The sequence below is a fragment of the Streptococcus jiangnanensis genome (genome assembly GCF_040888325.1).
GTDB lineage: Bacteria > Bacillota > Bacilli > Lactobacillales > Streptococcaceae > Streptococcus > Streptococcus jiangnanensis.
This window is the reverse complement of record NZ_JBFNFF010000004.1, coordinates 72,288-98,743: the sequence shown is the minus strand read 5'-3', so window position 1 is coordinate 98,743 and position 26,456 is coordinate 72,288. Positions and strand designations below refer to the sequence as shown.

Annotated in this window: 27 protein-coding genes and 2 pseudogenes; 6 read left to right on the top strand and 23 right to left on the bottom strand. The window is 41.0% G+C overall.

The features are described from left to right. Window position 1: 1 nt before the first annotated feature. The 4 genes from mraY to rsmH are packed head-to-tail and all read right to left on the bottom strand — an operon-like array spanning window position 2 to window position 4,521. Entirely contained in the window at window positions 2-982 is a 981-nt protein-coding gene (gene mraY / locus AB2B49_RS06815; RefSeq protein ID WP_320692024.1) for a phospho-N-acetylmuramoyl-pentapeptide-transferase, read from the bottom strand. Between the two features lies 1 nt (window position 983). Further along, window positions 984-3,239 carry a penicillin-binding protein PBP2X gene (pbp2x, locus tag AB2B49_RS06810; RefSeq protein ID WP_320692023.1) on the bottom strand — a complete coding sequence of 752 codons (2,256 nt, stop codon included), beginning with the start codon at window positions 3,237-3,239 and terminating at the stop codon, window positions 984-986. A 3-nt stretch (window positions 3,240-3,242) separates the two neighbouring features. Further along, the gene (ftsL, locus tag AB2B49_RS06805) at window positions 3,243-3,560 is read right to left on the bottom strand and encodes a cell division protein FtsL (protein WP_049550447.1); all 318 of its coding nucleotides are present in this window, start codon (window positions 3,558-3,560) and stop codon (window positions 3,243-3,245) included. Window positions 3,561-3,570: 10 nt separating this feature from the next. Then, window positions 3,571-4,521 carry a 16S rRNA (cytosine(1402)-N(4))-methyltransferase RsmH gene (gene rsmH, locus AB2B49_RS06800; protein WP_195217261.1) on the bottom strand — a complete coding sequence of 317 codons (951 nt, stop codon included), beginning with the start codon at window positions 4,519-4,521 and terminating at the stop codon, window positions 3,571-3,573. 162 nt (window positions 4,522-4,683) lie between these two features. Here rsmH and AB2B49_RS06795 point away from each other — a divergent pair, with 162 nt between their 5' ends. The 4 genes from AB2B49_RS06795 to AB2B49_RS06780 are packed head-to-tail and all read left to right on the top strand — an operon-like array spanning window position 4,684 to window position 6,340. Continuing rightward, window positions 4,684-4,878: a helix-turn-helix transcriptional regulator gene (locus AB2B49_RS06795; RefSeq protein ID WP_001082470.1), complete on the top strand. Its 195-nt coding sequence runs from the start codon at window positions 4,684-4,686 to the stop codon at window positions 4,876-4,878. Between the two features lie 15 nt (window positions 4,879-4,893). Continuing rightward, window positions 4,894-5,436 carry a DUF3278 domain-containing protein gene (locus AB2B49_RS06790; protein WP_254734032.1) on the top strand — a complete coding sequence of 181 codons (543 nt, stop codon included), beginning with the start codon at window positions 4,894-4,896 and terminating at the stop codon, window positions 5,434-5,436. Between the two features lie 10 nt (window positions 5,437-5,446). After that, window positions 5,447-5,788 (top strand): hypothetical protein, encoded by a 342-nt coding sequence (locus AB2B49_RS06785; protein ID WP_000838131.1) that lies wholly within the window; start codon window positions 5,447-5,449, stop codon window positions 5,786-5,788. A 12-nt stretch (window positions 5,789-5,800) separates the two neighbouring features. Next, complete coding sequence (locus AB2B49_RS06780) at window positions 5,801-6,340, top strand: DUF3278 domain-containing protein (RefSeq protein WP_254734030.1); 540 nt, start codon at window positions 5,801-5,803, stop codon at window positions 6,338-6,340. Window positions 6,341-6,453: 113 nt separating this feature from the next. On the opposite strand, the gene AB2B49_RS06775 is transcribed toward AB2B49_RS06780, so the two are convergent. The 11 genes and pseudogenes from AB2B49_RS06775 to AB2B49_RS06725 form a co-directional block, all read right to left on the bottom strand. Further along, the gene (locus AB2B49_RS06775; RefSeq protein ID WP_320692035.1) at window positions 6,454-7,158 is read right to left on the bottom strand and encodes a TipC family immunity protein; all 705 of its coding nucleotides are present in this window, start codon (window positions 7,156-7,158) and stop codon (window positions 6,454-6,456) included. 4 nt (window positions 7,159-7,162) lie between these two features. Further along, on the bottom strand, window positions 7,163-7,780 hold the full coding sequence (locus AB2B49_RS06770) for a TipC family immunity protein (RefSeq protein ID WP_049505159.1): 618 nt from the start codon (window positions 7,778-7,780) through the stop codon (window positions 7,163-7,165). A 4-nt stretch (window positions 7,781-7,784) separates the two neighbouring features. Next, entirely contained in the window at window positions 7,785-8,390 is a 606-nt protein-coding gene (locus AB2B49_RS06765) for a TipC family immunity protein (RefSeq protein WP_049505160.1), read from the bottom strand. A gap of 168 nt (window positions 8,391-8,558) precedes the next feature. Continuing rightward, window positions 8,559-8,867, bottom strand: a complete 309-nt coding sequence (locus AB2B49_RS06760; RefSeq protein ID WP_231071365.1) for a hypothetical protein — start codon at window positions 8,865-8,867, stop codon at window positions 8,559-8,561. Further along, window positions 8,864-9,157 (bottom strand): annotated as a pseudogene (locus AB2B49_RS06755) (TipC family immunity protein); the annotation flags it as partial. The gene AB2B49_RS06760 and the pseudogene AB2B49_RS06755, both read right to left, overlap by 4 nt. A 63-nt stretch (window positions 9,158-9,220) precedes the next feature. Beyond that, a pseudogene (locus AB2B49_RS06750) lies at window positions 9,221-9,799 on the bottom strand (TipC family immunity protein); the annotation flags it as partial. Between the two features lie 168 nt (window positions 9,800-9,967). After that, entirely contained in the window at window positions 9,968-10,276 is a 309-nt protein-coding gene (locus tag AB2B49_RS06745) for a hypothetical protein (RefSeq protein ID WP_231071365.1), read from the bottom strand. Then, window positions 10,273-10,881 (bottom strand): TipC family immunity protein, encoded by a 609-nt coding sequence (locus tag AB2B49_RS06740; RefSeq protein ID WP_049505161.1) that lies wholly within the window; start codon window positions 10,879-10,881, stop codon window positions 10,273-10,275. The genes AB2B49_RS06745 and AB2B49_RS06740 overlap by 4 nt, the downstream gene beginning before the upstream one ends. Window positions 10,882-10,891: 10 nt before the next feature. Continuing rightward, entirely contained in the window at window positions 10,892-12,544 is a 1,653-nt protein-coding gene (locus tag AB2B49_RS06735; protein ID WP_049505162.1) for a T7SS effector LXG polymorphic toxin, read from the bottom strand. Next, window positions 12,534-12,893, bottom strand: a complete 360-nt coding sequence (locus AB2B49_RS06730) for a DUF3958 family protein (RefSeq protein ID WP_049505163.1) — start codon at window positions 12,891-12,893, stop codon at window positions 12,534-12,536. Before AB2B49_RS06730 ends, AB2B49_RS06735 begins: the two co-directional genes overlap by 11 nt. Beyond that, window positions 12,890-13,168 (bottom strand): TIGR04197 family type VII secretion effector, encoded by a 279-nt coding sequence (locus AB2B49_RS06725; RefSeq protein WP_049505164.1) that lies wholly within the window; start codon window positions 13,166-13,168, stop codon window positions 12,890-12,892. The genes AB2B49_RS06730 and AB2B49_RS06725 overlap by 4 nt, the downstream gene beginning before the upstream one ends. A 201-nt stretch (window positions 13,169-13,369) precedes the next feature. Here AB2B49_RS06725 and AB2B49_RS06720 point away from each other — a divergent pair, with 201 nt between their 5' ends. Continuing rightward, on the top strand, window positions 13,370-13,846 hold the full coding sequence (locus AB2B49_RS06720) for a glutathione peroxidase (protein WP_049505165.1): 477 nt from the start codon (window positions 13,370-13,372) through the stop codon (window positions 13,844-13,846). Window positions 13,847-14,188: 342 nt separating this feature from the next. Further along, window positions 14,189-20,188 carry an alpha-L-fucosidase gene (locus AB2B49_RS06715; protein WP_320692022.1) on the top strand — a complete coding sequence of 2,000 codons (6,000 nt, stop codon included), beginning with the start codon at window positions 14,189-14,191 and terminating at the stop codon, window positions 20,186-20,188. A gap of 360 nt (window positions 20,189-20,548) precedes the next feature. Here the strand turns inward: AB2B49_RS06715 and AB2B49_RS06710 are convergent, their stop codons facing one another. The 8 genes from AB2B49_RS06710 to rplM form a co-directional block, all read right to left on the bottom strand. Beyond that, a complete protein-coding gene (locus AB2B49_RS06710) occupies window positions 20,549-20,842 on the bottom strand; it encodes a DUF5960 family protein (RefSeq protein ID WP_000196995.1) in 294 nt (97 codons plus the stop codon). After that, on the bottom strand, window positions 20,835-21,197 hold the full coding sequence (locus tag AB2B49_RS06705) for a hypothetical protein (protein ID WP_000567203.1): 363 nt from the start codon (window positions 21,195-21,197) through the stop codon (window positions 20,835-20,837). Before AB2B49_RS06705 ends, AB2B49_RS06710 begins: the two co-directional genes overlap by 8 nt. After that, window positions 21,194-22,609: a Y-family DNA polymerase gene (locus AB2B49_RS06700; RefSeq protein ID WP_000540287.1), complete on the bottom strand. Its 1,416-nt coding sequence runs from the start codon at window positions 22,607-22,609 to the stop codon at window positions 21,194-21,196. The genes AB2B49_RS06705 and AB2B49_RS06700 overlap by 4 nt, the downstream gene beginning before the upstream one ends. 3 nt (window positions 22,610-22,612) lie before the next feature. After that, window positions 22,613-23,299 carry a LexA family transcriptional regulator gene (locus AB2B49_RS06695; RefSeq protein WP_320692021.1) on the bottom strand — a complete coding sequence of 229 codons (687 nt, stop codon included), beginning with the start codon at window positions 23,297-23,299 and terminating at the stop codon, window positions 22,613-22,615. A 263-nt stretch (window positions 23,300-23,562) separates the two neighbouring features. Continuing rightward, window positions 23,563-24,075, bottom strand: coding sequence for a GNAT family N-acetyltransferase (locus AB2B49_RS06690; RefSeq protein WP_320692020.1), 513 nt, complete (start codon window positions 24,073-24,075; stop codon window positions 23,563-23,565). A 135-nt stretch (window positions 24,076-24,210) separates the two neighbouring features. Next, entirely contained in the window at window positions 24,211-25,176 is a 966-nt protein-coding gene (locus tag AB2B49_RS06685) for a hypothetical protein (RefSeq protein ID WP_320692019.1), read from the bottom strand. A gap of 244 nt (window positions 25,177-25,420) precedes the next feature. Continuing rightward, the gene (gene rpsI, locus AB2B49_RS06680; protein WP_000075969.1) at window positions 25,421-25,813 is read right to left on the bottom strand and encodes a 30S ribosomal protein S9; all 393 of its coding nucleotides are present in this window, start codon (window positions 25,811-25,813) and stop codon (window positions 25,421-25,423) included. Window positions 25,814-25,831: 18 nt separating this feature from the next. Continuing rightward, complete coding sequence (gene rplM / locus AB2B49_RS06675) at window positions 25,832-26,278, bottom strand: 50S ribosomal protein L13 (protein WP_001044624.1); 447 nt, start codon at window positions 26,276-26,278, stop codon at window positions 25,832-25,834. Window positions 26,279-26,456: the final 178 nt, after the last annotated feature.

Genomic DNA, 26,456 nt, shown 5'->3' with positions numbered 1-26,456 from the left:
TTTACAGTAGGTATAAAAAGGCTAGGGTCAAGAGACTTGCTAGAAGCCCAACTCCCCAAAAGAAGAAGTCAACCTTCCACTCGCTCCAAGGATTGCCCTTGCCTGAGAATCCTCCAAGCTCAAAATGGTGGTGGACAGGTGTCATACGGAAAATACGCTTCCCACCACTAAGTTTGAAGTAGGTAACCTGCATCATAACAGAGCTTGTCTCAAAGACATAGATAATCCCAATCAACAAAAGGGGCCATTCTTGGTGGAGGGCCATAGAGATTGCTGCCAGCATCCCACCAAGAGCCAAACTTCCCACATCTCCCATAAAGACCTTGGCAGGCTTGTGGTTAAAGACGAAGAAGCCTAGCAAACCACCAATCATGGCAAGAATCACAAGAAGGATATCCAGTTGATTTTGCATATAAGCAATCACACCATAGGCCGATAAGCTAATCACCACGGAAATACTTGCTAAGCCGTCGATCCCGTCCGTCAGATTCACCGCATTTGAAAAGCCAACTAGCCAGAAAAGGGCAAAGAAGATATAGAAAATTCCCAGATGAACTTGGTAGCCAAAAACTGAAAGCATATCGCCACCACGCTCATAAAAGAGGTAGAAAATCACTCCTCCAAGGAGCTGGAGAGCAAGCTTTTGCTTAGGATTCAAGCCTTCGTTGATCTTACGAAAGACCTTGAGGAAATCATCCAAAAAACCTACCAAACCATACAAAACCAAGATAAACAAAATCATGCCGACATTGTTGGTCAATTGTTGGGTAAAGAGAGCGACAAGGAAGCTCACCACTACTGCCACAATAAGGAAGACAAGACCTCCCATGGTTGGAGTCCCAGCTTTAGCTTGGTGTTGCTTGACATCCTCGTGCATCTGCTGACCTGTAATCTGCGCTTTTCGATAAAATCGGATAAAGGCTGGAATGCCAATCAAGGTCAATAGAAAGGCTAGAATTCCAGCACTAATGGAACTAATCATCTTAATCTCCTAAAGTTATTTTCATTTTTTTAATATCTTTGAGGGCTGTATTGGCACGGACACTTTGTTTCTTGACCGTTTTGCCACTACCTTCCCACTCGACTTCTATATTCAGCCATTTGGCAAATGTTTGCACATTTTCATCTGTCCATCCATACATATCAGGCATTTCTTCGACCTTATCTGACAGGATCAAGATTTGCTGATTAGCTTCCAAATTATCTCCTTCAGAAACCGAGAGTTCCTTGATCTTGGTTCCTGTTCCAATAACGATTGGTTGGACAAGGTTGCGACGCAATTCCTCTGCTAGGTCACCTGGAGTAAAGTCCTTGGTAGCTGGCATGGCATAGCTTGTCGTCTTGCTGACCTGATCCAAGTTCTTAGCAGTTGACTGAAGATTGAGAGATTCTTTCATAGCTGAAGCCCGCTCCAAGATTGGGGTGGCAAATTCTCCCAACTGGATACCTGAATAATGCTCAGGCTGTTGAACCGTTACATACAAGATAAAATCAGGATTTTCAGCAGGATTCATAGTCACAACTGAGAAAATATAATTGGTAGAACCAACCAAGTATCCTCCATTTTTCTCATCAGCGATTTGAGCCGTACCGGATTTAACTGCTACATTTTGTCCAGGAACTGTTATAATTGGCTTTCCTGTGTAGTGATTATACATAGTTCCATATAGAGGGTCCGTCCCAACTAAGATCATGTGATTTCGAGTTGTGCTTGCTGCCTCTTTGGAAACAGGATTTCCTACTATTTCTTTTTGTGACTTACGTACAGACTGATTGTTAGTATCATAAATAGCACTTATAAATTTTGGCTCCAGCATAACTCCATCATTAGCAATAGCTGTAAAGGCACGAAGCATTTGTGTTTGTGTCACTGAAATTCCTTGCCCAAATGAGCTTTGAGCAATACTAACAATATTATCAGCTGGAAGTTGACCAGCGTATTCATCTGTCAAGCCAAAGCGAGTTGGAACCCCAAATTTAAAGCGTTTTAGATAATCCAACCAAGTAGCATCTCCCATTTTTTGTTCAAGTAGACTCATTCCAACATTACTGGAGTGAGCGAAACCTTGTAAGAAAGTCATCATCCCACCAGTAGTCAAACCTTCATTAACATCCCAATCTCGAGTCGTCGCATCCGCCATTTTAAATTCACTGCTATTGAAGTATTCTCCACTTGGGAAGGTATTATTATCAATAGAAGAAGCTAACATCATAACCTTCATGGCTGATCCTGGTTCATAGTTACTTTGATAAAGAATATCACGCCAAACAAAGTCCTCAGTGATTCCTTCTTTAGTATCTGCATTAAAGGTAGGTCGTTGGGTGGTAGCGAGGATTTCACCGGTCTTGGCACTAACCAAGGTCGCAGTCATATACTTGCCTTTTAGTTTTTCCTGAAAGGCGTCCATCTGCGTTTCCATAAAGGATTGCAAGGGACTAGAAAGGGTTGTGTATACATCCTTTCCATCTACCGTTTGTTGGGAAGCTTGATCTGTACCCGGAACAATATTTCCCAGACGATCTTTCTCATAGGTGATGATCCCATCTGTACCCGCCAGAATGTTATTTAAAGAACTCTCTAGACCAGAGGTTCCAATCAACCTTTTGGTGCCATCTTCATTTTCATGGAGCTGCGCTAAACCGATAAAGGAAGAAGCAAACTGTCCATTGGGATAACTGCGGTTAGGACTAGTTGTGAAGTCAACTCCCTCCACGCCAGCAGTTTTTAGGTCATTTTTAATAGCCATCATATTGGCATAGGTAATCCCATTTCCCTTGGTACCAAAAGATACCTGTTTCAAATCTGGTTGAGAAAGCTGTTCTTTGACATAGGACTCCTCCATATCCAGATACTTATGGAAAATTTCAGCTACCTTATTAAATTGAGAATCCTCTACATAGAGAATTTTGCCTGTTGCTGACTTGTAGGTCTTGTCAATAACCGCATAGATATTATACGAAGTCGCATCCTCAGCAATAGGTGTTCCATTACGATCGTAGATGGTTCCTCGTTTTGCAGGAATCGTCTTGGTTGTTTGATGGACCTTGTTTGCTTCTTGAACCAAGTCCTTACCAAATTTTTTACCCGTTCCGATAATGACCGCAAAGTTGACCAAAAAGACAGCGAAGAGTATGACAGCCAATAAACTTAGGCTTTTCCCTACTCTTCGGCGGTTTTCTTCTGGAGATTTACGATTACGAACGGCATAACGGATGATTTTTTCTTTCCACTGTTTCATTTCTTACTCCGCTGTTCGGATATTTTCGTTATTCAGCTGCAAATCCTTAGAGTTTGCAATTTCTTTCAAACGTTCTGAACGAATCAATTCATTGACCTCTTGCTTGGCATCGTCTAGCTCGGTTTTCTTTTCTTCGATTTGAGCATTGACCTTGGTCAATTCATTCTGAACTTGTAATAGCTTGGTCTGCATAAACACAACGCTAATTGCCAGGATAATCATTGTTGCAGCAATCGAAACATAGAAGGCCTTTTCCACACGTGAAAAACCTTTAAACTTCGTTTGCAATAACTGGCTTGTTTTTTCGATTCTTTCTGCCATGTTTTTCCTCTTACTTGTGAATTTTTCTAGCCACGCGCAACTTGGCTGAATGCGAACGATTGTTGGCTGCTAGCTCTTCAGCACTTGGCAAGATTGGCTTGCGGGATACCAATTCCATCTTGGGCTTAAGATCATCTGGAATGAAGGGCAAGCCTTTGGGAACTTCCACTGTTGAAGCTTCTTTGAATAATTGCTTGGTCAAGCGGTCTTCCAACGAATGGAAGGTAATGACCGAGATTCTACCATCCAAAGCCAGCATGTCCATGGCCTGCTGGATGGATTCGTCTGCAGCGCCCAGCTCATCATTGACTTCGATTCGGATAGCCTGAAAAATCTGCTTGGCAGGGTGCCCCTTTTTCTTGAGCTCCTTGGCAGGCTTGGCTGACTTGATAATCTCTGCCAACTCCGTCGTTGTCTCAATGGGTTTCACCTCACGCGCTTGCTCAATCTTACGAGCTATCTGTTTAGAAAACTTATCCTCACCATACTTGAAAAAGATCCGAACCAAGTCATGATAGTCATAATGATTGACCACCTCATAGGCCGTCAGACTAGCTTCCTGATTCATCCGCATATCCAGTGGCGCATCCTTTTTATAAGAAAAGCCACGCTCACGCTGATCCAGCTGAGGACTGGACACCCCTAAGTCATAACAAATTCCATCAATTTCCTGGACACCAGCCTCCTGCAAACGTGCCTGCAAATGACGGAAGTTATCCTTGATAAAGGTTACCATCCCCTTTTCGATATAGGGTGCCAAACGTTTTTGCGCATTGTCAATGGCATTCTGGTCCTGGTCAAAGGCATAGAGATGCCCTTTTTCGCTCAATTTACTTAATAAATATTCGCTATGGCCTGCTCCTCCCAAAGTCGCATCAACGTAGATACCGTCAGGTTTTACGTCCAGCATATCAATCGTTTCATGAAGCAAGACCGTTACATGATGAAATTCTTTTGTCATATCTTATCTATTTTACCACAAATCTGACCAGCTTGCACTTGTCAGACAAGGCTAAGTTTCTTCGAAAAAAATTCTCAAAAAAATGTCGTATATACTTGACAACTCATCTCCAAAAGAATATAATATAGTCAAATATATGCGACATATCAGAAAGGAGACCCTATGAATCGTGTCAAAGAATTCCGCAAGGAACTGGGCATTTCCCAGCTCGAGCTCGCCAAAGATATCGGTGTCTCGAGACAGACCATCAACATGATTGAAAATGACAAGTACAATCCAACCCTGGAACTCTGTCTCAATCTCGCCCGCAGCCTCCAAACTGACCTCAATAGCCTCTTTTGGGAAGACGATTTTTAAAAAAGGAGCAAACAAATGAAAAAAGAAACTCTCACTGACAAACTCATCAAACGCACATACGGCATTTCTGGCCCCCTTGACGAACACAAACGGCGCGAGGCCGATCGTATCGGGAATCAGGTCTTTATCGTTCTCTTTTATCTCATGATATTTGGCAACCTCATCCCCTTTGTCCTTGCTTATAAATACCCACAAATTGTCGCTATCGGCTATCCTCTCGTGGTTTTTGGCATTTCGATGATGGCTGCCCTCTATGTGGTCTCCCAAACCAAGAAAACGGGCATCACAGCTATTGATCCCGAAATGTTAAGTAAGAAAGAAAGTAAACAGCTACATTTTCCGGGTCTAAAAGCTGGTCTGATCTATGGCATTGGCATGTTCTTTGGAATACCGCTTCTGAATGTCCTAACCGATGATAGCAAGGATTATCTTGGTTCTCTTTTAAATACAGGGCATTTTGTATCAACTATCCTAGCTACCCTCTTCTTCGGAGTGACCATACAAATTATCGTCTCTCTTCGCATTCGAAAAGCCAAGAAAGACCAAGAAAACGACTAGGAGGTTCCTTATGAAATCACTAGCTAGACTACTGATCAGTCATGTTTTTATCAGTATCTTTGTTACCTTTTTCCTACTTTCTGGACATATTGAGCATCCTTTCTTGATTATCTTTCTTTTATTCCTTCCTGTATTGAACAAGGGACAGAGATTCCAGAAAATCCAATCAAAAAAAATACGTCTTCTAAACGCATCTCTCTGTTTTATCCTCGTATCCTTTCCACAACTTTTAACAAATCCTATGGATTGGAGATACCTGGTATTTCTAATAATCTGTATCATTTTTAGTTTGGTTTACTTCTATACTCTCTATCAACTCTTTAAAGAAGTCAATCAAAAATCGCTCATTTAGGAGATCACTCCCATGAAAAAAGAAGATTTCACCACTCGCTTACTCAAACTATTCTTTCACATACAAGGGCCTTTTGATGAATGCCGTCAAGAGATGATTTACAAGGCTTGTGCCCGTGCCTTGATCCAAATCGTTTACTCCTCCCTCCTACTCTTCTTGTTCTATCTCCTATTTGGACGCTTCATAGGGTTGGTTCGAGATGCCATGCCCTACCTCTATTTTGGACTTATCTTCGTCCTCGCATCTAGGGCGAGACTAGCAGTTCGCAACTTACATTTAGACAAGGATGACCCGTCCGAAATCCATCACAAAAGCTACAGCAAAAGCCAAATCAAAGTTCGTAGTTGGGGTGTATTTATCAGTATTCCAATTGGCTTGTTTGTCTTATCAGCCTTTCACAAACTCTTTGTTCAGCATCTCCCCCTCAATACCTTTTGGGACAATCTCTCCCAGTTCGATAAAACGCTCCCTTTACTAGTCTTAGGTTTGGGAATTGGTGCCATCTTTGGAACCATGACCTACACCTTTTTATCGGAACACGTTAAAAAATAGAGCAAGATTCGCTAATTTCTCATTTTATAGGCAAAGAATCCCACCTAGTTCGTTCTAGGTGGGATTTCCACTTCAATTCATAGAATATTTTCCAAAATATCTACTGACCCTCGTCACCAATTCTCCCACTGGGTTTCAACCTTGACCTCACCATAGTTGCTTGGCGAGTACTTACTGTCATAAATGGTACACCAGTCTTTTAAGACTTTTNACCAATTCTCCCACTGGGTTTCAACCTTGACCTCACCATAGTTGCTTGGCGAGTACTTACTGTCATAAATGGTACACCAGTCTTTTAAGACTTTTTGATTGACGATTTCGTCGAAGTCTTTCTCTAATTCTTCTTTGGAAATATTATTTTTTCTTAAATATTCTCTTACTTTTTCTTCATCATCAATAAATTGACCTGGTTGCCTTGGCTCTTCAAAAATCGCAAGCTCTTTTTTGAGGATTTTCTTTTTTATATTATAGTGTGCTGAATACCATAGGGTAATATTCGAATTAGTCTTTCTTTCAAAAAGAATCGTCATTCCTTTAATACCTGAACCAAAATTAAATCCAATACTTATGTCTTTATAACCTTCAGGATGAGTTTGATACTTCCCTGAAGGGGTATATGCAAAATATTCTCCATCATTAGGCCAACCTTGACTAATTTTAAACCCATCTATGTTTCTTAAAATATTATTTGACTGATAAGTCTTCTCTGTCTCCTGGTAGATTTCATCAAAAATATTTTTAGGTTGTTTAGAAAAAAAGTAAAAACAAGATGATACGATTATCACGAATAAGGCTACTAAACCGAGTGCTTTCTTCATATTGTCACCAATTCTCCCACTGGGTTTCAATCTTGACATCGCCATAGTTGCTTGGCGAGTACTTGCTGTCATAAATGGTACACCAGTCCTTCAAGACTTTCTGATTGACGATTTCGTCGTAATAAGAATCCAAGTCCTTGGCAGTGATACCATACTGCTCTATATAGGATTTTACTTGGGCCTCGTCTTCGATATAAGTTTCCGATCTATTTTCATAAATCAGAATTTTTTTAACTAATACTTTTTTCTTAAATTCGTAATGAATAACAAAGTTAATTTTTTCTCCTGAGTTAGCATATCTTTCAAACCAAATATTTACCCCTTTACTACTACCATCAAAATTAAACCGTAGTTCTAAATTCTTCACATCGCTTCCAAGAGAAGAATCATCGTATGTTATTATTGATTCATACTTATCCGTTTCATTCATATTCGAATCATAAAGCTTTCGATTTTTTACTGTCACATTTTTTAAGTCTTTGAAGTTATAATGGCCCAAATAATTTTTTGCTGTCTCTTGGTAAATTTCATCAAAAATATTTTTAGGTTGACGCACAAAAAAGTAAAAACAAGATGATACGATTATCACGAATAAAGCTACTAGGCCTAGGATTTTCTTCATATTGTCACCAATTTTCCCACTGGGTTTCAATCTTGACATCGCCATAGTTGCTTGGCGAGTACTTGCTGTTATAAATCGTGCACCAGTCCTTCAAGACTTTCTGGTTGACGATTTCGTCGTAGTAGGAATCCAAGTCCTTAGCAGTGATACCGTACTGCTCTAGATAGGATTTCACCTGAGCTTCGTCTTCGATATAACTATCCTCATTTCCTGATATCACAATCTGAATTGACTTTGTGATTGTTTTAGTATTTGGATTATATTTGTTGACCATCCATAGCTTCGTACCATCAGCTATTTTTCTCTCAAATGAAACAAACAGTTTACTATACGCTTTCTCAAAATTAAATCCAACTCTCAGTTCAAGATAATCCTCTGGAGGAGTCTTATACTTTCCTAAAGGGCTATATTTAAAATAATCTCCATCACTTGGCCAGACATCATCGATTTCAAAACCTTCTATATTTCTTAAAATATTATTTGTGCGATAGGTTTTCTCTGTTTCCTGATAGATTTCATCAAAAATGTTTTTAGGTTGTTTAGAAAAAAAGTAAAGACAAACTGATACAAGTAATACTACTATTGTTAAAACACCTAGAATTTTCTTCATAGATTTCCTCCTAGTCCGCCACGGCTTCCAAGCGGTTTAAAAACTTGGATACACCTGAATAGTTACTTTCAATATATGCTTTAATGGTATCTTCACCTTTTTCCATAATCTCTAATGGGAGGATACTAGCATAAATAGTACTTCTGACATGCTTCCAATCTTTATTTTTTAAGAATTCTCTTTCTCTCTGAGAGGAATCTTTTTGAAGATCAGCATAGTAAGAAGATATGGCTTGGTCATAGGATTCCCCTTTTGCATACGGCCGATAAGATTGACCGAGTCCAAATCAGCCTTGTAATCATCCTCGCCGATGCTTGGTTTCATATCATTTGCATTAAATGTCGTGTCTTCCTCCCAGCCTGAAAGGTCCTTGACATGCTCTCTACCGCCATAGATATCAGTTAACTGGACTTGATTAGGATTAAGATGAGTAGCCATAGTGATGGACTGGTGGGTAAAGTCTGCGTGGCCTGTCACCAATTCTCCCACTGGGTTTCAATCTTGACATCGCCATAGTTGCTTGGCGAGTACTTGCTGTCATAGATGGAACACCAGTCTTTTAAAACCTTCTGATTGACGATTTCGTCGAAGTCTTTCTCTAATTCTTCTTTGGTTATGTTGTATTTTTTTAAATAGTCTCTTACTTTTTCTTCATCATTAAGATATTGACCTGGTTGCCTTGGCTCTTCAAAAATCGCAAGCCCTTTTTTGAGCACTTTCTTTTGCATATTATAGTGTGCTGAATACCATAGGGTAATATCCGAATTAATCCTTTTTTCAAAACGTATCGTCATCCCTTTAATACCTTCTCCAAAATTAAAGCTAATATNCTTGACATCGCCATAGTTGCTTGGCGAGTACTTGCTGTTATAAATCGTGCACCAGTCCTTCAAGACTTTCTGGTTGACGATTTCGTCGTAGTAGGAATCCAAGTCCTTAGCAGTGATACCGTACTGCTCTAGATAGGATTTCACCTGAGCTTCGTCTTCGATATAACTATCCTCATTTCCTGATATCACAATCTGAATTGACTTTGTGATTGTTTTAGTATTTGGATTATATTTGTTGACCATCCATAGCTTCGTACCATCAGCTATTTTTCTCTCAAATGAAACAAACAGTTTACTATACGCTTTCTCAAAATTAAATCCAACTCTCAGTTCAAGATAATCCTCTGGAGGAGTCTTATACTTTCCTAAAGGGCTATATTTAAAATAATCTCCATCACTTGGCCAGACATCATCGATTTCAAAACCTTCTATATTTCTTAAAATATTATTTGTGCGATAGGTTTTCTCTGTTTCCTGATAGATTTCATCAAAAATGTTTTTAGGTTGTTTAGAAAAAAAGTAAAGACAAACTGATACAAGTAATACTACTATTGTTAAAACACCTAGAATTTTCTTCATAGATTTCCTCCTAGTCCGCCACGGCTTCCAAGCGGTTTAAAAACTTGGATACACCTGAATAGTTACTTTCAATATATGCTTTAATGGTATCTTCACCTTTTTCCATAATCTCTAATGGGAGGATACTAGCATAAATAGTACTTCTGACATGCTTCCAATCTTTATTTTTTAAGAATTCTCTTTCTCTCTGAGAGGAATCTTTTTGAAGATCAGCATAGTAAGAAGATATGGCTTGGTCATAGGATTCCCCTTTTGCATACGGCCGATAAGATTGACCGAGTCCAAATCAGCCTTGTAATCATCCTCGCCGATGCTTGGTTTCATATCATTTGCATTAAATGTCGTGTCTTCCTCCCAGCCTGAAAGGTCCTTGACATGCTCTCTACCGCCATAGATATCAGTTAACTGGACTTGATTAGGATTAAGATGAGTAGCCATAGTGATGGACTGGTGGGTAAAGTCTGCGTGGCCTGTCACCAATTCTCCCACTGGGTTTCAATCTTGACATCGCCATAGTTGCTTGGCGAGTACTTGCTGTCATAGATGGAACACCAGTCTTTTAAAACCTTCTGATTGACGATTTCGTCGAAGTCTTTCTCTAATTCTTCTTTGGTTATGTTGTATTTTTTTAAATAGTCTCTTACTTTTTCTTCATCATTAAGATATTGACCTGGTTGCCTTGGCTCTTCAAAAATCGCAAGCCCTTTTTTGAGCACTTTCTTTTGCATATTATAGTGTGCTGAATACCATAGGGTAATATCCGAATTAATCCTTTTTTCAAAACGTATCGTCATCCCTTTAATACCTTCTCCAAAATTAAAGCTAATATTTATGTCTTTATAACCTTCAGGATGAGTTTGATACTTCCCTGAAGGGGTGTATGCAAAATATTCTCCATCGTTAGGCCAATCGGGTCTGATTTTAAACCCATCTATGTTTCTTAAAATATTATTTAACCGATAGGTTTTCTCCGTTTCTTGGTAAATTTCATCAAAAATATTTTTAGGTTGTTTAGGAAAAAAGTAAAAACAAACTGATACAAGTAATACTACTATTGTTAAAACACCTAGAATTTTCTTCATAGACTTCCTCCTAGTCCGCCACGGCTTCCAAGCGGTTTAAAAACTTGAACACTCCTGGATATTTTCTTTCAATATATGCTTTAAGAGCATCCTCTCCATCTAACTTAATATCCGTTGGTCGCAAACTATCATAAATAGTATCTCTGACTGTATCCCAATCCTTATTTTTTAGGAATTCTCTTTCTCTCTGAGAGGAGTCTTTTTGAAGGTCAGCATAGTAAGAAGAGATTGCTTGGTCATAGGATTGCCCATTTTGCATACGGCCGATAAGGTTGACCGAGTCCAAATCCGCCTTGTAGTCATCCTCTCCGATACTTGGCTTCATATCGTTTGCATTAAAGGTCGTATCTCCCTCCCAGCCAGAAAGGTCCTTGACACGCTCTCTACCGCCATAGAGATCGGATAACTGAGCTTGGTTAGGATTAAGATGAGTCGCCATAGTAATGGACTGGTGGGTAAAGTCTGCATGGCCCGCTCCATTGTTAGAGTATGACTTTAGTTTGCTGTCCCAAAATTCGTCAAAGTTACCCTTATCACCATAAATCCCTTCATAAGTACTTTTATAGGAATCATAATGGTTAGTCCCATTTTTTTGATCATCATCCTTAATTTTTTCTATGTTATCAGATTCCCCACCCGCCATCTCGTGTTGCAGTCTAAGATTATAATACAGTTCTTTGGCCTTTTCTTCTTTCAATCCTAATTCTTTAAAGATTTCAAGAATTGGTTTTTCTACTCTCATTTTTTCAACTGTAGATGGACTGCTAACAACCTCATCAAAAAAATAATTTTTTAAATAGCCCGCTGTTTCCTTCCACTTAAAGTCATTATAGTAGGCGGCACCGACGACACGCAAAAAGATATAGTCACGGAACTCTTGACTTGAGGTTGGGAATTTCTTATCTATCCCTTGCTTGATGGTCAAGAGCTGTTGGGCTGTCTCTGCATCAAAGCCGTATTCTGCCATCATGGTCTGGACAAAGGCCTTCTCTTGGCGACTGAGCTTCAAGTCCTTTGTATCAGAATAGGCAGTCAGGTAGTTTGCCCAAGTCAGGTCAGATGGGACTTTAAAGACGCCTGTCTTGGCATCCCAGCTCGTTTCGATCTGGGCCAGCCCACGACTCAACTGCACATCGATACTGTCTAGTTCATCGAACAGTCCTCCTGAATAGCTATCATAGGCACGCAGGTCTCTCAAGATTGTTTCATAGACACGTTTATTCGCGTGGTGTCCTCGCATGAGTTCCACATTACTACGTCTCAATCTCCCTTTTTCTTCGCTATCCATGGTCAAGGAAGAAAGGGATTGGTTGACTTCATCCAGATAGGCGATCATTTGCTCTTCCTGGCGGATCTTATCAAGCAGATCATCCTCACGCCAACTCTTGCTGTCGACCATCGTTTGGTAGTCTTCTGGTAATTTCTTGATAGCTTGAGAGAAGGTTTCTGCATAGAGTTGTCCCCCTTTGCTCAAGGGCAATAAGACACTTGCAAAAAAACTTCTAGCCGAATCATAAGCGTCGCCCTTTAGACTTTCCTTATCCTCTGAAAACTTTTGGATGGCTGATTGCAAGGCTTGATAAGCCTCCACCTGAGATTGACACATGGTCGCTACACTTGAACTTTGTAGTTGCGATTGTTCCAAATACATATCAATGCCCATGACGCGTCTCCTCCTCTCTTTCTAGTTCCTTGCGCCTTTCATAGTAAACCGCATCCAAGTCTCCCTCTAATCGGAACTTTTCTTTCTTCAAATCATCCATGTGGTAGGTGAGGTCCTCAAAGATTTGGTTTTTGAGTTGATTTCTTTGCAGGAGCGTTTCTTCCAACTGTCCTGCGTATCGGCTCTGATAGGCTGCCTCCCACAAATCACTTTGATAACGGTGGCTAGCTCTATCATATCCTTCAAAGGTTTCTATCAGTTCTTTAGTGCGGTATTTCTCTTTTCCATTGTCTTCTAGCTGGTACAAGAGTTCTCGCTCTCTTTTCTTCAACTCATCTAACGTGCTCATGTATGACTCCCAAAACCATTGGCCGCAGCCTTATCTAGCGCTTCAAAATCACTCGCTACAGAGTGAAGTCGTTCGGAAGTTAGGGTGACAGCGGCTGTTATCTGACTAGCTAGATTTTGATCCTTTGTCAGACATTGATGAGCCTTGTTATTCCCTTGAAGGGTCGTTAAGTCATCCTGACTAGCCGCAGCGATCGCTGTTAACGATTGACAAGCATTTTTAAGCTGAGTCGCATATGTTTGCGCAAGATTTATATCACTTTTTACTGTTGACATGGCTGTTTTATCCTTTTTCTGATTCCCTAGTGATAAGTACACTCCATTTAGCTATATAGGCCTATTATACCATGTTTCATAAAAGGAGCATCATTTTGTCCTGATTTATCTACAATTGTGTATTTTTTCAACAACTTCTCTCATCCAACTCGACGAAAAGGGTAAAAACTGTTACAATGTAGAAAAAGAAAAGAGGCTCTCATGACCAGCGTATATGATTTTTCCGTTTTGAACCAAAACAACCAAGCAACTCCCCTGGAGAGCTATCGTGGCAAGGTTCTCTTGATTGTCAACACTGCTACAGGATGTGGTTTAACGCCCCAGTACCAGGGGCTTCAAGAACTCTATGAACGCTATCAAGATCAGGGCTTTGAAATCCTAGATTTCCCTTGCAATCAGTTTATGGGACAAGCACCCGGCAGCGCAGAGGAAATCAATAGTTTCTGTAGCCTACACTATCAGACCACTTTCCCTCGCTTTGCCAAGATCAAGGTCAACGGCAAGGAAGCAGATCCTCTTTATGTTTGGCTAAAAGACCAGAAGTCTGGCCCGCTAGGAAAACGAATCGAATGGAATTTTGCTAAGTTTCTCATTGGTCGAGATGGGCAAGTCCTTGAGCGCTTCTCTTCCAAAACAGACCCCCAAACCATCCAAGATTCTCTCCAAAAAATACTCTAATTTCTTTTTAAAACGTATCCTTTCATTTAGTTTGAGCCATGAAAGGATGCGTTTTTTCTTTAAAAAGTAACTGATTTTCTTTAATTTATATTTATTTTTTTGCTTTTTGCTCTTGCAATTCTTTCATTAATTTAGTATATTTGTTATATTAAAAGTTTTCAGTCATTTTAAGGGAGAAATGACCTTTTAAATTTTTTTATCTTAAAATGAAAGCGCTTTATAAACAGGAGGTAAGGTGGCTTACAAATTATCAGAGAGTTTTTTCATTAAATCAAGTTGTAACCAAGTCAGACTTGGGCTTGGGCAGTAGCTGACTGCCTTTCTAAAAACTAGGAGTATATTATGAATCGATACCTTTTTGAAAAAGGGCAAACTTTTAGCATTCGGAAGTTGACTGTAGGAGTGGCCTCTGTTATCGTCGGACTGGCATTTTTTGCTTCTGGAACTGTGCGTGCAGACGAAACGTCTCCTACCACGACATCCAATTTAGATCAGCAAATTAAACAAGTAGCAGATATAGAAGAGACCAAGGCTGAACCAGTCAAAGAAGAAGACCGTGTAGAAGCTGAAAAACAAGAAACACCTGCTGCCGATACCAGCAGTGCTGATTTGCTCCCTGAAGAAATTCAAGACCGTGCCTATCCAGACACACCTGTCAAAGAACTCGACACGACAACTATCGTTGACAAAAAAGCTAGTCCAAAAGTAGAAACTAAGAGCATTCTAAAGGATAAGGAAGAAGCTCCAAAAGAAACTGAGAACGGAAACCGTGCTATCATTAACGGTGGTCAAGACCTCAAACATATCAACTACGAGGGACAACCTGCTACTGCTGCTACTATGGTTTACAGCACTTACAACGCAGGAGAACAACGCTACCTCGTTTCAGGATCTGGTATCTTTGTAGCTCCTAATCTAATCCTTACCGTTGCTCATAACTTCCTAGAGGCCAATAAAGAAACTGGCGAAGGTCACATTCGTGGTGGAAAATCTGCCCAGTTCTACTATAACGTTGGTTCAAACAGCGAAAAGAAAAACTCACTTCCATCTTCTGGAACTACGGTTTTATTCAGAGAAAAGGACATCCATTTCTGGAACAAGAAAGAGTTTGGAAAAGGCTATAAGAATGACCTTGCTCTTGTAGAAGCTCCTATTCCTCTTCCGATTGCTAGTCCAAACAAAGCAGCAACCTTTGCGCCTTTAGCGGAGCACAAGACACATCAGCCGGGAGAAGCCATCAGTACGATTGGCTACCCAACTGACTCGAGCTCAAAAGAACTGAAACAACCTATCCTAGCTGGTCAGCTTTACAAGGCAGATGGGACCATCCGATCTGTTGAGTCCTATGATGATAAGGGAACGACTGGTATCACCTACAAAACCACTTCTGTATCTGGTTTGTCTGGTGGCGGGATTGTCGATAGCCAAGGAAAAGTTCTGGGGGTTCACCAACACGGAACCGTTGACAATGGTGTTCCTGAAAAGAATCGCTTTGGTGGCGGACTCGTCCTTTCACCTGAACAACTGAAATGGGTTAAGGACATGATTGCCAAATATGGTGTGAAAGGCTGGTACCAAGGAGATAACGGAAATCGTTACTATTTTACTGATGAGGGGCGTATGCTTCGGAACGAAACAGCTGTTATTGGAAGCAACGAATATTCCTTCAACCAAGATGGGATTGCTACCTTGACCAAGGGAGTTGAGTACGGCCGTGTGGTTATCCAACACGAAGACGAAGAAGGAAATCCTGTCAAAGATAATGACACCTTTATCGAACAGACAACTGTTGATTCTCCATTTGACTACAATTTCAAAAAAGAAATCGAGAAAACGGACTTCTATCAGAAGAATAAAGACAAATACGAAATTGTATCTATCGATGGTGTAGCAGTCAATAAACAGCTAAAAGATACTTGGGCTGAAGATCACAATGTTGTCAGCAAAGCGCCTGCCGGTACACGTGTCATCAAGGTGGTCTATAAAGTCAACAAAGGCTCTTTCAAAGTTTACTACCGTCAAAAAGGAACAACAACTGAACTAGCTGAAGTAACAGTTGATAACAATGAAGGTCAAGAATACGACGTTTCCTTCGTACATACTTTCCAAGCTAAAGAAATAGCTGGCTACCGTCCAGTCAAGGCTAACTTGGAAGCAAGGATCCAGCAAAAAGGGGTGAATGAAGTCGTCTTTGAATACGAGCCAGTCGCTGATACAGCTAATCCAACGACTCCGACCCCACCAGTCTCTCATCCAGAAGATAAAGAAACTGAGATTGGCAACCATGGACCTCTTCCAAGCAAGGCTCAACTCGATTACCACAAGGAAGAATTGGCAGCTTTCATCCACTACGGAATGAACACCTATACCAATTCTGAATGGGGAAATGGGAAAGAAGACCCCCGATACTTCAATCCAACCAACTTGGATACTGACCAGTGGATTCGCACTCTGAAGGAAACGGGCTTCAAACGAACCATTATGGTTGTTAAACACCACGACGGATTCGTTGCTTATCCATCTAAGTACACCAACCATACCGTAGCTGCTAGCCCATGGAAAGATGGAAAGGGTGACCTTCTCGAAGAAGTTTCCAAGTCTGCTAGCAAGTACGACATGAACATGGGTGTTTACCTATCACCATGGGATGCCAACCATCCTAAATACCATGTCGCAACCGAAAAGGAATACAACCAATACTATCTCAACCAACTGAAAGAAATCCTTGGTAATCCGAAATACGGTAATAAAGGGAAATTTATCGAGGTTTGGATGGACGGTGCACGTGGTAGCGGTGCCCAAAAAGTGACCTATACCTTTGATGAATGGTTCAAATACATCAAAGAAGCCGAAGGAGATATTGCTATCTTCTCTGCTCAACCGACAAGCGTTCGCTGGATCGGAAATGAACGAGGTATAGCAGGCGACCCTGTATGGCATAAAGTCAAGAGAGCTAACATCACAGACGATGTGAAAAACGAATACCTCAACCATGGTGACCCAGATGGTGATATGTACTCTGTAGGGGAAGCTGACGTTTCGATCCGTTCAGGCTGGTTCTACCATGACAATCAACAGCCGAAATCACTCAAAGAGTTGATGGATATCTACTTCAAGTCCGTTGGTCGTGGAACCCCGCTCCTTCTCAATATTCCACCAAATAAAGAAGGGAAATTCGCAGATGCAGATGTGGCTCGCTTGAAGGAATTCAAGGCAACCCTAGATCAAATGTATGCGACTGACTTTGCCAAAGGTGCCACCGTAACAGCAAGTTCGACTCGTCAAAACCACCTTTACAAGGAAAGCCACCTCACAGACGGTAAAGATGACACCAGCTGGGCGCTCTCAAATGATGCCACAACCGGTAGCTTTACAGTCGATTTGGGGCAAAAGAGACGCTTTGACGTCGTTGAACTCAAGGAAGATATTGCCAAAGGTCAACGTATCTCAGGTTTCAAGATTGAAGTTGAAATCAACGGACGTTGGGTGACTTACGGCGAAGGTTCGACCGTTGGTTACCGTCGCTTGGTTCAAGGCAAGCCTGTAGAGGCACAAAAAATTCGTGTAACCATCACTGGTGCTCAAGCAACTCCAATCTTGACCAACTTCTCAGTCTACAAGACACCAAGCAGCATTGAAAAGACAGATGGCTACCCTCTTGGACTGGAATACCACTCAAACACAACTGCAGATACAGCCGGAACAACTTGGTACAATGAATCTGAAGGTGTTCGTGGCACTTCTATGTGGACCAATCAAAAAGATGCCAAAGTAAGCTATACCTTCACAGGAACCAAGGCCTATGTCGTCTCTACAGTCGATCCTGGTCATGGAGAAATGTCCGTCTACGTTGATGGTCAAAAGGTTGCCGATGTCCAAACTAAGAATGCTAGCCGTAAACGCAGCCAAAAAGTCTTTGAGACAGGCGATTTAGCACCAGGCCAACACACTATTACTCTTGTAAACAAAACAGGCGAACCAATTGCTACAGAAGGAATCTACACCCTAAACAATGATAGCAAAGGAATGTTTGAACTCGAGTCTACCAACTACGAAGTCGAAAAAGGAAAACCAGTCACTGTTAAGATTAAACGTGTTGGTGGAAGCAAGGGGGCTGCTACTGTTCGCTTCATCACAGAACCTGGAACTGGGGTTCACGGTAAAGTTTACCAAGATACAACTCAAGATGTGACCTTTAAAGATGGAGAAACAGAAAAGACTGTTACCATCCCAACGATTGACTTTACAGAACAAGCCGACTCTGTCTTTGACTTCAAAGCCAAGCTCACTTCTGTTTCTGATGGTGCCTTGCTCGGTTTTGCTACCGATGCAACCATCCAAGTGATGAAAGCTGAATTGCTGATCAAGGATCAAACAAGTTATGATGACCAAGCTAGTCAGTTGGATTACAGTCCTGGCTGGCACCATGAAACCAATTCGGCAGACAAGTACCAAAAGACTGAGTCTTGGGCTTCCTTTGGTCGCTTAACTGATGAGCAAAAGAAAAAGACAACTGTCACAGCCTACTTCTACGGTACTGGACTTGATATCAAGGGCTATGTCGATCCAAATCATGGTATCTACAAAGTCTTCCTAGATGGCAAAGAAGTTCCTTACCAAGAGGGCATGGGAAATGCGTCAACTATTGAGGGCAAGAAATACTTTAGCGGTCATGCAGCCCAACGCCAAGGCAATCAAACGCTGGTTAGCCTAAAAGGTCTGGACGAAAACTTGCACGCAGTCACCCTTCAACTCGATCCTGATCGAAACGATTTGTCTCGAAATATCGGTATTCAGGTAGACCAATTTATCACTCGTGGCGAAGGCAGCGAACTCTACAGCAAGGCAGATATCATCCAGTCTATCTCTAAATGGAAGGATGATTTGTCCAACTTTGACCCAGCAGGCTTGAAAAATACGGCTACTGCACGCCAAGCTTTCCAAGCAAATCTAGAAAAATTGAGAAACCAACTCAGTACTGATGCAGTGGATGTTCAAGAAGTCATGTTGACAGTCAGTGCCTTACAAGATATCCTATCCAAGGACGAGAACTATCAAAGAGGCCAAGAGGAACCTAGTCCAGATCAACCTGAACAGCCTGAAGAACCTTCTAAACCTGACCAACCTGAACAACCAGCTGAACCAAAACAACCGGAAATTGAGTATGATAAAGCCATGGCTAGCTTGACTGAAGCTATCGAGAAAAAAGTCGGTGAGCTTGGTTCTAACAAGGAAGCTAAGAAGCAATTGTTAGCAATTGCTGACCAAGCCATTGCTGCGATCCAAGAAGCTAAGACTCAGGAAGCAGTCAACAAAGCACTAGAAACTGCTCTCGAACAAATCAGCAAGCTCGAAGCAACCGAACCTGAAAAACCAGCGCAACCGGAAAAACCGGCGCAACCAGAAACTCCTGTTCAACCGGAAAAACCAACTCAGCCTGAGAAACCAGTTCAGCCTGAGAAACCTGCTCAACCTGAAAAACCGATTACTTCTTCATCTCCTGAGGAAGGAGTTAAGAACCTTGTCTTTACACTTCCAAGTTTGGAAATTGTCAATAAACCAGTGCCGTTCAAGACTATCCGTCGTGAAAATGCCCAATTAGACAAAGGGAAAGAGCAGGTTCTATCAGAAGGTAAGGACGGTATCCTAGTCGAGTATGTTGAAGTAGACGGTGACAATCGCAAGGTTGTTCAAACGGAAACAACTCCAGCTCAAGATCGAGTGATTGAGGTAGGCACTAAACAAAGCTCAGTAGGAACAGAGGTACCTCCTGTTGTGACCCTTCCTGAGCACCCTCTACCAGCTCAACCAGAAAAACCAATTACTTCTTCAAGTCCTGAAGAAGGAGTCAAGGATCTTGTCTTTACACTTCCAAGTTTGGAAATTGTCAATAAACCAGTACCGTTCAAGACTATCCGTCGCGAAAATGCCCAATTAGACAAAGGAAAAGAGCAAGTTCTATCAGAAGGTAAGGACGGTATCCTAGTCGAGTATGTTGAAGTAGACGGTGACAATCGCAAGGTTGTCCAAACGGAAACGACTCCAGCTCAAGATCGAGTGATTGAGGTGGGTAGCAAACAAAGCTCAGTTGGAACAGAGGCGCCACCAGTTGTGACTCTTCCTGAGTATGTTGTCCCAAGAGAGACCGAAAAACCTGCTCCAGTCGTAACAGACAATTCACCAGCAAAAGATGAAAAAGTTCCTGTTGCAACTACAGTCAAAGAAGACAAGGAAAAACAACTCCCAGCAACTGGGGAACAAGAAGCAACTGCCTTCCTATTCTTGGCAGCTATTACTTCTATCTTGTCTCTCCTTATCTTCCAAAAGAATTTCAAAGACTAATAAAAATCTTTGATTGATTCTTTTCCATTATTTCAGTTCCCCCGTAGAGAAGACCATCTGGTCTTCTCTTTTTCTATCTCTAGAAAATAAAAAACATCCATAAATTTATATGGATGTTTTAGTATAAAATTCTAAAATAAGGTTATCATTGAGGATAGGTATTTTCAAAGTCAACTACGATTTCAAATAAACGCTCATCTAAAAAAGAGTGCCCCTTGTCTTATCTCATCAGAATTACCATCATAAGTTTCTGCAAGAACTCCACAGATAAAAGATGGTGTTTCGAATTCCAATACCATGAGATTTTCTGACGCTCACAAGCCATCTTTCCTAAATCAGACTTTCCTCTTCCACACCTAGTCACTGACTACTATTTTTGAGTCCAGCATATGCATAGGTTCGATTTCTGGGACACTCTTTTTCCGTCACCACCCTAAAATAAAAGCGATGCTCCCGCCCATCCTTGGCATTTTCCTTGTTTAAGACAAAGTAGCTTTTCTGATTCATCGCCATGGTGCGTAGGATATCATCGATCAAAAAAGTCAAGGGAACATTCAAGGCAGAGTATTTTTGAAAATCCTCTTCAAAGCGGATATAACTATCTGAAAAATAATCCATCTGCAGTTTGTTTTCATACAACTCTTTTCTAGTCATACACTCCCTCCTCCCACAGTCGAATTTCGAGGACATCTACAATCTCTATCAGCCTATAACCCTCATTGGTCCTAATAGATAGAGTTTGAGGTGATAATTCGCTTACCTCACCAATGATCGTGGTTTTATGCCTTCTTTCCTTGACCACAAAGCATCCCTTCAGTTGCCCAACATAAAGCTGCGAAAGCAAGAGTAGCTTCTCAGCGGAATTCAAACTCGTCGAAAAAGCTACCCGATTTTTCTCTTCACCGAGTGAACTAGTATGCTCTGAGAGGAAAAAGCCCATCCACTTCTGCATCCCTGGATCTTGATAGTCACGCGCAGATGGAAAGGGTAAATAAGAACGATCAATCATTTTAAACCATCTAATCCTCCAGCAGAATGCCCCCCAATCAGCTTGCTTCTGGCAAGACTCCTAGAGGCTTCTTCCAGTGCATTGGCCTTTAAAAGGGAGGTAAAACCAAATTGTTCCCGAATGGCATCAATAGCCGTCTGGAGCCTTTCTTCTTTTTCTAACTTGTCAACATCATCAAAGAGGGAGATCAAGCCAAAGGACTCGTCCACAAATCCCGAATAGTTGACTCCGACACTTCTGACCGCTCCAGAAGTGTATTTGTTATGAAATAGCTTCAAAACGTGGTCTGTTAAAACAGCAGTATTATTAGTCGGTTCGACCTTCATTTGTGTGTGAATAGACGACCTGACCTCCTGCTTAGAGAAACCAACATAGAGAGAGACAAGGGTTGTTTTCTTGCCCGCCCTTCTCAGTCTAATAGCCACCTGCTCCGCCATTTCTCGAAGAATAATTTCGATATCCCGTAGCTTCACGTAGTCTCTCGGCAAGATTTGAGAATTTCCCAAGCCTTGGGACTTGGCTTTATAGGGTTTATGAACATTACTCTCATCAATCCCGTTAGCATGAAACCACAAACGCAGGCCAGCCTGACCCAGAGCTTTCTTTAGCTGGTCTGGGTTGCTGGTGGCTAGTTCTTTAATCGAAAAAATCCCCAGAGTATGCAAGCGTTTCTCCATCCGCCTGCCAATCCCCCAAAAGTCCGTCATCTTGGGAATGGCCCAAACCTTCTCTTCCACATCCTGGTAAGACCAGTTGGCCCTCATGGTCGGAGTGTGCTTGGCCTCATTATCCAGAGCCAACTTGGCCAGTAAGGGATTGGCATTGGACATACCCACTGTAGAGTAGATCCCTGTCTGCCTCCAAATATCCCTCTGGATGCGAGCAGAAAGCATATCTAGCTTGTCTTTGCGAGAGAGACTCTTGTTTGGGATAAAATAGTTGAGCGAACTAGTCAAATCAATAAAACCTTCATCAATAGAGTAGGGATAAATATCATCTGGGCTACCATAGTTTTGAAAGATTCGCTGGATTTCCATATTGACCGCTATGTACTCATCCATCCTAGGAGGGACAATCAAGGTGACTTGAGCCCAATCTTCGATGTAGCGAACATAGTCTGAGTCAGTAGGCAAACCTTGCTTTCGAGCATTGTAATAGGAAAATTTGCGCGTTTTGATATCAAAAGGCAGATCATAGGCCCGGCCAACATTAGACTTACCAAAAATCTTCTTAAACATGGGAGAGGAAGCTAAGATAAGACCAGTAGAATTTTCCGCGCGACTCATGACACAAAGCGAGGTCTTCAGCGGATGCAAGCCCCGTTTCACACACTCAACGCTGGCATAAAAAGATTTCATATCGACAAAGGCAATATCACTTTTGGGCTCTCTGGAATAATCAAAGTAGCCCATAGGCTAACCCTCCATCGGCACAAAATTCCCAACAATAATCCCCACAATCCGAGGATCTTCCTCATAGGAGATGAAAATATCCTTGTATTTAGGATTGATAGAGACCAGACGCAAGCCATCTTCCTCACGATAGACCCGTTTGATATAGGTCTGGTTGTTGCAAACCACTGCATAAACCGCCCCATCGTAATCAAATCCGGTTTCCCGAATCAGAGCCACAGAACCATTTTGATATTTAGGCTCCATGGAATCCCCAGAGACCCAGGACGCAAAATCATGGGCTAGTTCTTCATTAAAGTAGACCGTATCAAAATTTCTGTCATCATAGACCGAAGCCCCAATCCCTGCTGACATGCGTTCATAGACGTGATACTCGTAGAGACGCTCTGACATGGCTGTCACTTTCTGAACTTGTTCCTCTTGAGCTAGGTTGCGAGCATAGAGAACAACCTTTTCCTTCCCTTGCTTGGAAAGGCTATTGTAGAGACGGACGATCTCAATCTGAGTAAAATAGCCTTTTGCGACTTTTAAAATCTTCTCTAGCTGAGCAACCTTCTCCCTGGATGGTTCCTTGACCCCACGTTCCCAAGCCGAATAAGCCTGAAAACTAATCCCCAATTCCTCTGCAATCTCTTTTTGTGTCAGTTTTAGCTCTTTTCTCCGAGCCTTGAGTTTTTCTGGTTGGTACATGATTCACCTCCTAGTGTGATGCTTTAATGGACATTATCTCCCTTAGAAAGACACATTGATGGTTGAGCTTACATTTTCAAAGTTCAACCAATTTGGTTTAGTTTTATTATATAAAAAAAGTGAACGATTGTCCACTGGGAAAAACAAGTTTAAACAGCACCACTTATCTATTCTGAATAAAAAAGACATCCAAGAGTAAATTCTTGAATGTCTGGAAAGATTAGAACTCCATTAACCTTGTTAATAGACCGGAATTGATGATATTATGGCCTCCTTATCTCAAATACTGCTGTATGAACCCACTCATTATGAATTTGTAAGTCATTTTCTATCATTCTACTAAAGGTGAAACCATTTTTTAAAAGTACTCTCTGAGAGGCCAGATTATCCCTTGCCGTTCCTGCAATGATTCTATTGAAACCATAAGTAATAAAGGCTTTTTCTAAAACAAGCTTAACCGCTTCGCTAGCATAGCCTAGGTTGCTAACATTTTCCCCAATCCTATACCCAAGCTCTGCTGTTTTTCGATTACCCTCTAAGACACTTAAATTGATTCTTCCGACCATAACGCCTTGCGCGTCTCTAATAAGATGCATATAGACAGCCCGATTCCTTTGTTCCGTTAACAATTCCCTTGTAATTTCTTTAAAACATTCTAAATCAAAATAGTTAGCTGGTCTAGGAGGTAGATTTCGTTCAAAATACTCCCGATTTTCTTTTTCAAAAACATATACATCTAGACAATTTTCTTCAGACAACAGCTCTAAACTGATCATTGCAAATCCTCTCCCATCATTATCCACACCCAAATTTTCTCATATTGACACCAGCTAAAATCTTGATTAAGCCGACAAATCTCCCCTTCTCTTCTTAGTAAAAATATTGTGAGACTGACCTAGCCCTAGCGACTCCTACTCTAATTTTTGCAACAGCTTTACAACTTGACGATTTTCAATCCTCACATAGTATACACCACTATCATTGACAAGTTTATCCTCTTTATATTTAGCAATCTTTACAGCATAAAGACCTCTTGGTAAGGGTTGGTTGGCAAAAAATTCCTTCATGAGCGCTTCAAGCTCTTTAAGATAGTCATCATACAAGAGATCTCTTTTTTCTTTTGGAACGAAATACTGAAATTCAAATGTTGGTATAAAAATCTCTTTTTGGAAAAGATATTGAGCATCCATTGGATACATTCCTTGCAGAGCTTGGCCCTTACTTTGATTTTCCTCTAATATTTCATTATAAAGATGGATATTGTCAGATTGGTTATTGAATTCAAAACGAATACCTTGATACTTCAAATCAGGCAGTTGAGGATCTTTGATTGAACTGTCCAGTGTTTTTAAAAATTCGCTGGTGCCTGGACTAACCTCAATCCCTAAATAGGCTAATTCTGGGAAAACATCATAAATTTTTTTATAATTATTGTAATCAACTTCTGCATCTGTCTTTCCATATGTTTCATTTTCCGAAAAACGAGTATAGTATTTAAATCGAGTTTTAACCTGATAGGTTTTTCCGGCTATATTTTCACTATAGGTACCATGGATTATAAATCCTCCCACGCTTGTATAGTTTTTCTCGTATTTTTCTAACTCAAACTGACCTGTTAAACCATAGTTTTGATAAGAACGATACACAGCTTGCTCAATCTCAGTTCGACTTACATGGGCAAATAGTCCCCACATATCCATTAGAGAAAAAATTGGACTGAACACTGTGAAGATTACGATTGGGATCACTATGGATAAGCAACCTATTAATAGCCAATTTCTTTTCTTGGCGTTTCCCTCAGATTTTTTAGCAGTCTTCTGTTTCCTTTTTAAGATTAGAATGAGCAAAACCAAAATCCCTAATACTAATAAAATCAATCTACAATCTCCTTTTACTTTGGACAGCTGTTAACAGATGTATAGGAGACTGACAGAAATACTCGTCTCATCTCCTAACTTATCCTGAAATCCATAAACTCGTCTGAAATGAGGAACAGTCCTTACCTCATTATACCATATGAGAGATATCGTTAGAAGATGAGAGAAGCAAACACTCCATGGCAGGAAGCATAAAAAGAACACCCCGAAAGGTGTTCTTTGTAAGTATAGTAATTCTCTCGAATTAACGTTTACTAAATTGTGATGCTTTACGAGCTTTCTTAAGACCTGGTTTCTTACGCTCAACTTTACGTGAGTCACGAGTAAGAAGTCCTGCGCGTTTCAATGAATCGCGGAAGTCTGGGTCTACTTGAAGAAGGGCACGAGCGATACCGTGACGGATAGCTCCTGCTTGACCAGCGTATCCACCACCTACAACGTTAACGAAAACGTCGTATGAACCTACAGTTGAAGTAACTGCGAATGGTTGGTTGATAACAAGACGAAGGTCAGCGTGTGGGATGTACTCTTCAACATCTTTTTTGTTAACAGTGATTTTACCAGTTCCTGGAACAAGGCGAACGCGTGCAACAGCGTTTTTACGACGTCCAGTACCTGCATATTGTGCTTGTGACATACTTTATTGTTCCTTTCCTTAGATAAGTCCTGAAATATCAAGAACTTCTGGTTGTTGTGCAGCGTGAGTGTGCTCAGCTCCAACGAATACTTTCAATTTCATACCTTGAGCGCGGCCAAGAGTATTGTGTGGAAGCATACCTTTAACTGATTTTTCGATCAAACGTACTGCATTTTTAGAACGAAGTTCACCAGCAGAGATTTGTTTCAATCCACCTGGGTGGTTTGAGTGAGTGTAGTAGATCTTATCAGTTGCTTTTTTACCAGTCAATTTAACTTTTTCAGCATTGATAACGATTACGAAGTCACCTGTATCAGTGTGTGGTGTGAATGTTGGTTTGTTTTTTCCGCGAAGTACGCTAGCAACAACTGCTGAAAGGCGTCCAAGAGGTACATCAGTTGCGTCAACAACGTACCATTTGCGTTCTACTTGGCCTGGTTTAGCCATGAATGTAGTTTTGTTCATGATTTCTCCTATATGAATATCGTTTTTGTTTACAGGGCGGATGTTCCGGTCCGCGGGGTATTTGAAAGGTTCCGGGGCCTTACAAATGGGGTAAACAATACCGTCTACTATCATACCAAATTTCACTACTAAAAGTCAATAGATATGAAAAATATTTTTGCCGATTTCAGTGTTTAAC

What these genes read in the sequence shown, in the direction of transcription:
- mraY (WP_320692024.1), bottom strand. Translation starts at nt 982, where the DNA reads ATGATTAGTTCCATTAGTGCTGGAATTCTAGCCTTTCTATTGACCTTG.
- pbp2x (WP_320692023.1), bottom strand. Translation starts at nt 3,239, where the DNA reads ATGAAACAGTGGAAAGAAAAAATCATCCGTTATGCCGTTCGTAATCGT.
- ftsL (WP_049550447.1), bottom strand. Translation starts at nt 3,560, where the DNA reads ATGGCAGAAAGAATCGAAAAAACAAGCCAGTTATTGCAAACGAAGTTT.
- rsmH (WP_195217261.1), bottom strand. Translation starts at nt 4,521, where the DNA reads ATGACAAAAGAATTTCATCATGTAACGGTCTTGCTTCATGAAACGATT.
- AB2B49_RS06795 (WP_001082470.1), top strand. Translation starts at nt 4,684, where the DNA reads ATGAATCGTGTCAAAGAATTCCGCAAGGAACTGGGCATTTCCCAGCTC.
- AB2B49_RS06790 (WP_254734032.1), top strand. Translation starts at nt 4,894, where the DNA reads ATGAAAAAAGAAACTCTCACTGACAAACTCATCAAACGCACATACGGC.
- AB2B49_RS06785 (WP_000838131.1), top strand. Translation starts at nt 5,447, where the DNA reads ATGAAATCACTAGCTAGACTACTGATCAGTCATGTTTTTATCAGTATC.
- AB2B49_RS06780 (WP_254734030.1), top strand. Translation starts at nt 5,801, where the DNA reads ATGAAAAAAGAAGATTTCACCACTCGCTTACTCAAACTATTCTTTCAC.
- AB2B49_RS06770 (WP_049505159.1), bottom strand. Translation starts at nt 7,780, where the DNA reads ATGAAGAAAATCCTAGGCCTAGTAGCTTTATTCGTGATAATCGTATCA.
- AB2B49_RS06765 (WP_049505160.1), bottom strand. Translation starts at nt 8,390, where the DNA reads ATGAAGAAAATTCTAGGTGTTTTAACAATAGTAGTATTACTTGTATCA.
- AB2B49_RS06740 (WP_049505161.1), bottom strand. Translation starts at nt 10,881, where the DNA reads ATGAAGAAAATTCTAGGTGTTTTAACAATAGTAGTATTACTTGTATCA.
- AB2B49_RS06735 (WP_049505162.1), bottom strand. Translation starts at nt 12,544, where the DNA reads ATGGGCATTGATATGTATTTGGAACAATCGCAACTACAAAGTTCAAGT.
- AB2B49_RS06730 (WP_049505163.1), bottom strand. Translation starts at nt 12,893, where the DNA reads ATGAGCACGTTAGATGAGTTGAAGAAAAGAGAGCGAGAACTCTTGTAC.
- AB2B49_RS06725 (WP_049505164.1), bottom strand. Translation starts at nt 13,168, where the DNA reads ATGTCAACAGTAAAAAGTGATATAAATCTTGCGCAAACATATGCGACT.
- AB2B49_RS06720 (WP_049505165.1), top strand. Translation starts at nt 13,370, where the DNA reads ATGACCAGCGTATATGATTTTTCCGTTTTGAACCAAAACAACCAAGCA.
- AB2B49_RS06715 (WP_320692022.1), top strand. Translation starts at nt 14,189, where the DNA reads ATGAATCGATACCTTTTTGAAAAAGGGCAAACTTTTAGCATTCGGAAG.
- AB2B49_RS06710 (WP_000196995.1), bottom strand. Translation starts at nt 20,842, where the DNA reads ATGACTAGAAAAGAGTTGTATGAAAACAAACTGCAGATGGATTATTTT.
- AB2B49_RS06705 (WP_000567203.1), bottom strand. Translation starts at nt 21,197, where the DNA reads ATGATTGATCGTTCTTATTTACCCTTTCCATCTGCGCGTGACTATCAA.
- AB2B49_RS06700 (WP_000540287.1), bottom strand. Translation starts at nt 22,609, where the DNA reads ATGGGCTACTTTGATTATTCCAGAGAGCCCAAAAGTGATATTGCCTTT.
- AB2B49_RS06695 (WP_320692021.1), bottom strand. Translation starts at nt 23,299, where the DNA reads ATGTACCAACCAGAAAAACTCAAGGCTCGGAGAAAAGAGCTAAAACTG.
- AB2B49_RS06690 (WP_320692020.1), bottom strand. Translation starts at nt 24,075, where the DNA reads ATGATCAGTTTAGAGCTGTTGTCTGAAGAAAATTGTCTAGATGTATAT.
- rpsI (WP_000075969.1), bottom strand. Translation starts at nt 25,813, where the DNA reads ATGTCACAAGCACAATATGCAGGTACTGGACGTCGTAAAAACGCTGTT.
- rplM (WP_001044624.1), bottom strand. Translation starts at nt 26,278, where the DNA reads ATGAACAAAACTACATTCATGGCTAAACCAGGCCAAGTAGAACGCAAA.